At 45.3% G+C, this 7,238-nt stretch carries 5 protein-coding genes; all 5 read left to right on the forward strand.

Translation table 11 applies throughout. The features are described 5' to 3' along the window. The first annotated feature begins 26 nt into the window (after window positions 1-26). The 5 genes from purU (at window position 27) to MO867_RS09090 (ending at window position 7,055) form a co-directional block, all read left to right on the forward strand. Window positions 27-866 (forward strand): formyltetrahydrofolate deformylase, encoded by an 840-nt coding sequence (gene purU / locus MO867_RS09070; protein WP_252466045.1) that lies wholly within the window; start codon window positions 27-29, stop codon window positions 864-866. Window positions 867-942: 76 nt separating this feature from the next. Continuing rightward, complete coding sequence (locus tag MO867_RS09075) at window positions 943-1,356, forward strand: hypothetical protein (protein WP_252466047.1); 414 nt, start codon at window positions 943-945, stop codon at window positions 1,354-1,356. A 128-nt stretch (window positions 1,357-1,484) separates the two neighbouring features. Next, complete coding sequence (locus tag MO867_RS09080; protein WP_252466048.1) at window positions 1,485-2,216, forward strand: AraC family transcriptional regulator; 732 nt, start codon at window positions 1,485-1,487, stop codon at window positions 2,214-2,216. Window positions 2,217-2,599: 383 nt separating this feature from the next. Next, window positions 2,600-5,407, forward strand: a complete 2,808-nt coding sequence (locus MO867_RS09085) for a TonB-dependent receptor (protein ID WP_252466049.1) — start codon at window positions 2,600-2,602, stop codon at window positions 5,405-5,407. Between the two features lie 235 nt (window positions 5,408-5,642). Then, the gene (locus MO867_RS09090) at window positions 5,643-7,055 is read left to right on the forward strand and encodes a glycosyl hydrolase family 18 protein (RefSeq protein WP_252466050.1); all 1,413 of its coding nucleotides are present in this window, start codon (window positions 5,643-5,645) and stop codon (window positions 7,053-7,055) included. Window positions 7,056-7,238 lie beyond the last annotated feature (183 nt).

Consider the following 7,238-nt stretch of genomic DNA (forward strand, 5'->3'; position numbering starts at 1 on the left):
CTGGATATTTGGCCTGAATTTTGACCATGGAAAAGAAGATACTGCTGACCGACTGCCCCGATGATAAGGGTCTGATCGCGAAGATTACCAACATTTGCTACAAGCACCAGTTGAACATCACCAAGAACGATGAGTTCGTGGATCGGGAGCAGGGCCGCTTTTTTATGCGTACAGCCCTGGAAGGGATCTTCAATGATGAGACTTTCCTCGAAGATCTGGATATGACCTTGCCACGAGGCGCCGAGCGGAGTTTGGTCTCCGCCGAGGGCAAGAAGCGCCTGGTACTGATGGTTACCCGCGAACCTCACTGTCTGGGCGATATTCTGATGAAGTGCTATTCCGCTGCGATGGATGTAGAGATTGCTGCAGTGATAGGCAATCATCCGGATTTGGGGAAATTGGTACAGAAGTTTGATATTCCTTTCCACTGTATCTCGGCAGAGGGACTGGAGCGAAGCGAGCACGAACAGCAGGTGGCCGCACTGGCGGACGAGTACAATCCGGATTACCTGGTACTGGCTAAGTACATGCGAGTGCTTACCTCCGATTTTGTGGCCCGCTACAGTGGTCGTATTATTAATATCCACCACTCCTTCCTGCCGGCTTTTATTGGCGCTAAGCCCTACCAGCAGGCCTATGAGCGTGGAGTGAAAATCATAGGGGCTACAGCACATTTCGTTACCGATGACCTGGATGAAGGGCCGATCATTGAGCAGGATGTGATTCATGTGGATCATGCCTATTCGGCAGAAACCATGGCGGATGCCGGCCGAGATGTAGAAAAGCAGGTGCTAACGCGAGCCCTGCAATTGGTGTTACAGGAGCGGGTATTTATTCATGGCAATAAAACCGTTGTCTTTAAGTAAGCAATAAAGTAATTGCGAAAACGTAGGCTGTCATATTGCTAATTACAATGGCTGTCATTCAGGTGGAGTTGTTTAGGTGAATAATAAAAAAACTGTTCCTTATTTGTTGTCACGCATTGCGGGTTGTTTGGTGCTTTCTGTTTTTCTTGCAGCATGTTCCAGCAATAAACCTATTCCTGGCATGAAGGAATCCTTTATTACTGAGATTGCCCCGAATGGTGCCAAGCGCTTTACTTTTACCCTTGAGCGAGAGCAGCGTGATATCCCCCCGCCCGCATCATCACAGCCCAGTTCTCAGCGGCGGATGCAGCAAAGAGCCGGAGGCATAGGCGGTGCTTCAAGTCGTCGAGTCGAAGATTATTTCAATTGGGCGCTTGAACAAAAAATGCTGGAAACCGGCTTTTGTGAGCGCGGCTACTTTGAGATTGAACGCGTTGTTTCCGTCTATGGTGCTGAAGTGCGTGGCGAGTGTCGGGAAGGTGCTTTTTAGTATTTTATCAATGTATCTCGATTTTTAGTATTCTCTGTAAATTCATTTCACGGATGTGTCCTGGTGCTCGCCAAGGTGTGGAGTTGGTACTGTTGTGGGTTTGGTGCTTAAATACGTAGATAGAAATAATGAAGTACAAGTCAGTGTTGGAGCAGGTCTCTACGCAACAGATAATTGCAGTTTTTGATCTGATATCAGATATTATCTTTTGGATAAAAGACGAGTCTGGCTATGTGGTCCATTGTAATCGGGAATTTATCGAGCATGTTGGTTGCCGGTCTTTACATCAGGTCATCGGTCGTTCGGATTTGGATTTCTCTCCCTCTTACCTTGCTAAAAACTATATGCGCGATGATAAGAGAGTGTTAGCCGGTGAGATGATTACCGATCGTCTGGAGCTTAATATTGGAAAATCCGGAGAACTGGTATGGTTTACAACTTCAAAGCGCGCTCTGAAAGGTCCCAATGGAATCGTTATAGGGACTTATGGTGTGGCGCGGGACCTTAAGGAGACGGTTAAAACACTTTCTAGAATGGATAAGCTGAATAAGCCTGTAGAGTATATAAAAAATAACTACAGTCAGCCGATCACTGTAGAGCAATTGGCCGAGGTGGCCAGTTTATCGGTCAGCGCGTTAGAGCGACGTTTTAAAAAATATCTGGAAAAAACGCCTATGCAGTTTGTGCGGGAGGTAAGGCTGGAAAACTCCCGCCGTATGCTGGTGGAAACACAAAGCCCCGTATCAGAAATTGCTTATCGTGTCGGATTCACCTCTCATAGTTATTTCAGTCGGCATTTTAAGGACATGTTTGGCCAGCTTCCAGCCAGTTATCGTGATGAAGTTCAGTCTCAGATTTGAATATTAAGCACGTTACTCTCCAAGCTGCCCCATAAAATCGCCTCGATAAAGTCTTCTTCTACCAAGTAGAAGCCACCTATTTCATTCATCTAGACAATATTGTTTTCACCTTTTTTCGGTTTTGGTCCTAAAAAGGCGATTCTTTGGTCGAGAGCTTCTCTTTGATCTCCTGTTATTTTTCTGAAATTTCAAAACGCCGATTTTGTGTCATTACTGTCCCAGTTTTGATTACCCCTGTGACAAGGTTTTTTTTTAGGGTTTTAGTGCTCAACAAATGAACTGTGTATGTGGGGTTTAGGGTCCCCCTGGCAGTTTTTCGCCAGCCCTCTTTGGGGGCTGGCACTTTTTGAAATTTAATAAGAAGAATAGAAAGTTGGGAAGCTATGAAAATATTGAAGAAAAATAACCGAAAAAGGGTTAATACTTGGCATCGGGGTTTCAAGCGTAAGTCGATAGTCTCTGCTATCTCGTTGGTCGTGAGTAGCATGGTGATCGCAGACGAATCATCCGACAAGGATAAGCCGATGGAGCATATCGAGGTAATTGGAATTTTCGAGAGTAATACTCGGAATATTGAAATCAAGCGAGATTCCAATGCTATTGTAGACGCGATTACCGCAGGAGAAATTGGCAAGTTCCCGGATAAGAATGTTGCTGACGCCCTCCAGAGGGTGCCGGGTATAACGATTACGCGCAGCGGAGGAGAGGGAAGCCGTGTTAGCATTCGCGGAACTAGTGCTGATTGGACTTTAACTCAATTAAACGGAAATTATATTTCTACTTCAGATGGCGGTGCGCCATCTCGTAGTTTCAATTACGCTTTACTGCCCGCTAACATGATCAGAAAAGTAGAAGTTTATAAGAGCCCGGAAGCTAGAATTGATGAAGGTGGTATTGGGGGTACTGTTATTTTATATAGCAATAAGCCCTTGGATATGAAGGCAGGTGAAGGTGTTATTACGACTGAAACTACTTACTCAGATACCAGTGAGCGATGGGAGCCTCAGTACAGCGCTTTTTATTCTTGGAAAAATGAAGATGAAACTTTTGGTATTTTGGCCAGTTATACCAAACAGGATAGAACTGCTACCTCAATTGAAAACTATGCCAGCCACTGGCGATTCCACTCTGATACCGTAGAAGGTGCCGAACGTCCCGCGATTGTTGATCAAGATACCGGTGAGGTTTACAACAATGTGTGGGCGCCCAGGGCAATGGGTATCGGCAATCACGAGCAGGACAGAACCCGGGACGGTTATCAGATCACTACCCAGTGGCGACCCATAGAGCGCCTGGAGCTTGCTTTTAATTACTTCGGCTCTCAGTTGGGATATGACACTCGCAGCCAAAATCTCACACTGGCGGAATGGAATGATAACCACAACCCCTATTTTGGCGTGGAGCTAGAGGGAGATACCGTAGTTGCTTATGGCTTCGGAGATAACGGTCTACTCAACGAAGACAATTGGGGTGACTCTGATGTCAACGGTGGAGAGGCGGTACGCCGTGGTTTAATGTCTCCACAGTTGACGGGGCAGGATAGTTCTGGGGAATCTGAGTCTCACACCTTCGATTTCGAAGTACTGTACGAGGGTGATTCCTACTCTGCAGCCGTCAATGTTGGGCGTAGTTCAGCGAAGGGTGGCGTCTCTGAGCGAGTTATGGCAAACATGGATGCTCGTTATGGCTCGGTGAATAGCTGGTTATGGTCTATCGCCGATGGCAAACCAAGCTATGAAATTTCTACTGATCTCACTTCTGATCAGGAGGCTTACCCCTACTACGACTGGTTCAGCTCCGATGCTACCCAAAATCGGGACCGGGAGGACTATTATCAGCTCGACCTTAGTTTTAACACCGACTGGGGCGCTATCAACAAGGTGTATGTTGGAACAAAGTACCGTGATCATGAAGCCAAATCTTTGAGAGATACATTCCTGTGGGATGATGGAGTCTCTGATAACGGGGGTTACCGTGGTTGGTTATCTGGGTCTGAATGGTTCCACAATCCAGACTTCCATCCCGATACATCAACTCTTCTTGGTGATGGAGTTATAGATAACGGTGCGGGTGGTACCGGTGCTATCGATTATTTACCTTTTGATATAGATGCCCTAAAAAAGTATGTCAGTGATAACTTCACGCGTACTGTGGTTCCTGTTCTGTCAGGTACTTACACTATTGAGGAAAAGATATTCTCCTTATATGCTCAGGCAGACTTTGAATGGAAAGCTTTCCGCGGTAACTTTGGCGTTCGCTATGTCAATACAGATTTAACAACCTCGACATATGATGACATCCTTGGTCAAGAAACAGATGTGACCAACGCCAACAACCGTAGTGCTGATAGCGAAAATCTCCTGCCTAGTTTGAATGTCGCATGGGATCTGACCGACGATCTTGTAGTACGGTTTGCAGCGGCAAAAACAATGTCTCGGGTCAGCTACGCAGATCTAGGGCAGGCGGAGTCCTATGGCCCTCCAGTTAATATCAATTCTCCGGATTCCTGGACCGGTCGAGGGACTGGTACTTCTGCGAATACTGGGTTAGAGGCCATGCTGTCTAACCAGTATGACCTGGGAGTCGAGTGGTATTACACTGAGGGCTCCGCTCTTGGGGCGACTTTGTTCAACAAAGATATTAGCAACTTACCTATTACGGTTACTGAGATTGTTGAGCGTACACACAGTTGCTGCAATGGTCCGATAGAAGTCGAGATGACTACTCAAAAAGGTGGTGGAAAGGCAACCTCTAGAGGCTTGGAGTTATTTGCTCAGCATGGATTTGAGAGTGGTTTCGGTGTGCTAGCTAATTACACCTACACAGATACTAGTACTTCGAGCGTGCTTAGTAATGGCGAAAAAACGGAAGCGGAAATCCCTGGAACAGCAGAGCACCAGTATAATTTATCCGGATACTATGAGAGCGATTTTTATGCAGTTCGTGTATCTTATAACTGGAAGGATGATCGAGCTGGCGGTCTGCACCAGGGCTATAATTTGTATGATAAAGCATATGGTCAGGTTGATATTAATGCCAGCTACAGCTTTAACGATAGTCTAAGTTTCAATGCATCTATTATTAATTTAACGGAGGAGAAGTCGGAGGGGTTTTGGAAGCAGGAAAACCGGATGACCTATTATAACTACTCCGGCCGGCGCTTATATATCGGCGCTAATTATAAATTTTAATACCTCGTTGATCGTGCTTCTCGGGCATGGTAGTTATCTACTGTGTCCGTTTTTTATATTTTTGATTTTCTGGCGGTCAGTGCAGAAAGCTATTATGTTGATACTCTTTTAGTCCACCTAACTCCAAATTTTATTGGTTAAGGCCGGGTGTGACTGAGGGTGTAGGTGTCTGTTGAAAGGTAAATTACTATTTGAAGTTGTTGTTATCGTTCTGCAATTATAAAAGATTTTTCTGTTGGTTGAAATTGACAATTATATTGTAGATCAATGGTCGATGTTATTAGAAATCATCTTTTCTTACAAATATATAATAAACGTGGATTTTCATATGAAACAACAATGCTTAAAGACGATTCAGGTTGCTTGCGTCTATCTTGTCTTTCAGGTCGGTGCATATGCGAATATTGAAGTGGTTAACTCCGATGTTTGTCCTTCAACGGCTTCAGCAGTGAGTTATGCCGAAGCTCTAAATTATCCGGATGATTTTTGTGCTTTGCTTAGCAGTGGCGATGTGGTGGGCTTGTCAAGCGGAGCTTCAATTGAGAAAGTGATCTCAAGTTGCCAGCTATCGGGTAGCGATGGTCGTCAACTAACGAAAATGCTGTGTAAGTCTCAGCCCTCTACGCCACATATTGTTAGTGGAAGTAGCTGTGCATCTGATACAAATCCGGTGACCTATATTGAAGCGCAAATCTATAGTGACGAATTGTGTTCGCTACTGGGCAACTGGGAAATCGCTAATCTGGCTGGTAATGCCTCTATGGATGGTAGCGGATACGGGTGTGGTTCACGTAAAAATGAAGTTCGTACTTTAGGCGCAACACTGTGTAAATCCGATGTCCTTCAGCAAAGTGAGTCTCTACCAAAAGTGGCTTATGTGGAAGTTAATAATAATGATATTGCCAATGCCGGTTGTTTTACAGAAAGTGATGGTAGTCAACTATTCGATATTGCCATAATTTTTGCGGCAAATATTAATTATGATGGTCAGAAAGCCATTTTACATTTCAACGATCAGGTGTCGGAGCTACTTGACAATAATTTGAGTGCAGTGCAAGACCTTCAGGCCAAGGGTGCGCAGGTAGTCCTCAGTGTGCTCGGGAATCAACAAAACGCTGGCTGGTCCTGCTTCGCAGATGAGCAATCGGCAGATGACTTTGCTCAGCAATTGAAAGAGGCCGTCGACCAATATGGACTGGACGGCATTGATATTGATGATGAGTATTCACAATGCAGCCAAACTTACTCCGATTCCTTAGTTAAGGTCACCAGCGCATTGCGTGAAAAAATGCCCAATAAAATCATTTCCAAGGCACTTTGGAGTGACACCGACGCATTTCAGGCGGAATGGAACGGTAAGAAGTTGGGTGATCAGTTAACCTACGGTTGGGAGATGAGTTATTGGCAGGGTTCAAGCTGCACCTCTCGAATTCAGAAGTACATCAATCTGGGGGTTGATAAATCCAAATTGGGTGTTGGGGCCTCTACTGTCTTGAATAGTGCTACTGCGGCGAGTGCCCTCGCAACATGCAATGAGAGTAACGCTCTGGGTGGCGGCACAATGATATTTAATGTTACTAAAGATTCTGTCAGCTATCTTTCTACAGTATGGCCTGGTACTACTGAGGTACCCAATTGTCTTCAGTAAATATAAAACTATGATGGCGCGCCCCGTGGAATCTTGTGTGATCTGATGAAACGGGGAAGCTCTAACGCTAAGACTGGCAGTGATGTGAGCAATCTCTAACTGGCACACAAGAATTCAGCCCGATTGGCGAGGGTGTAAATAATTCTGTGTAACCGCTCTTGCTAGTGGATTATTGGTAGTCGG

The organism is Microbulbifer okhotskensis, from assembly GCF_023895975.1.
Classification (GTDB): domain Bacteria; phylum Pseudomonadota; class Gammaproteobacteria; order Pseudomonadales; family Cellvibrionaceae; genus Microbulbifer; species Microbulbifer okhotskensis.

What these genes read in the sequence shown, in the direction of transcription:
- purU (WP_252466045.1), top strand. Translation starts at nt 27, where the DNA reads ATGGAAAAGAAGATACTGCTGACCGACTGCCCCGATGATAAGGGTCTG.
- MO867_RS09080 (WP_252466048.1), top strand. Translation starts at nt 1,485, where the DNA reads ATGAAGTACAAGTCAGTGTTGGAGCAGGTCTCTACGCAACAGATAATT.
- MO867_RS09085 (WP_252466049.1), top strand. Translation starts at nt 2,600, where the DNA reads ATGAAAATATTGAAGAAAAATAACCGAAAAAGGGTTAATACTTGGCAT.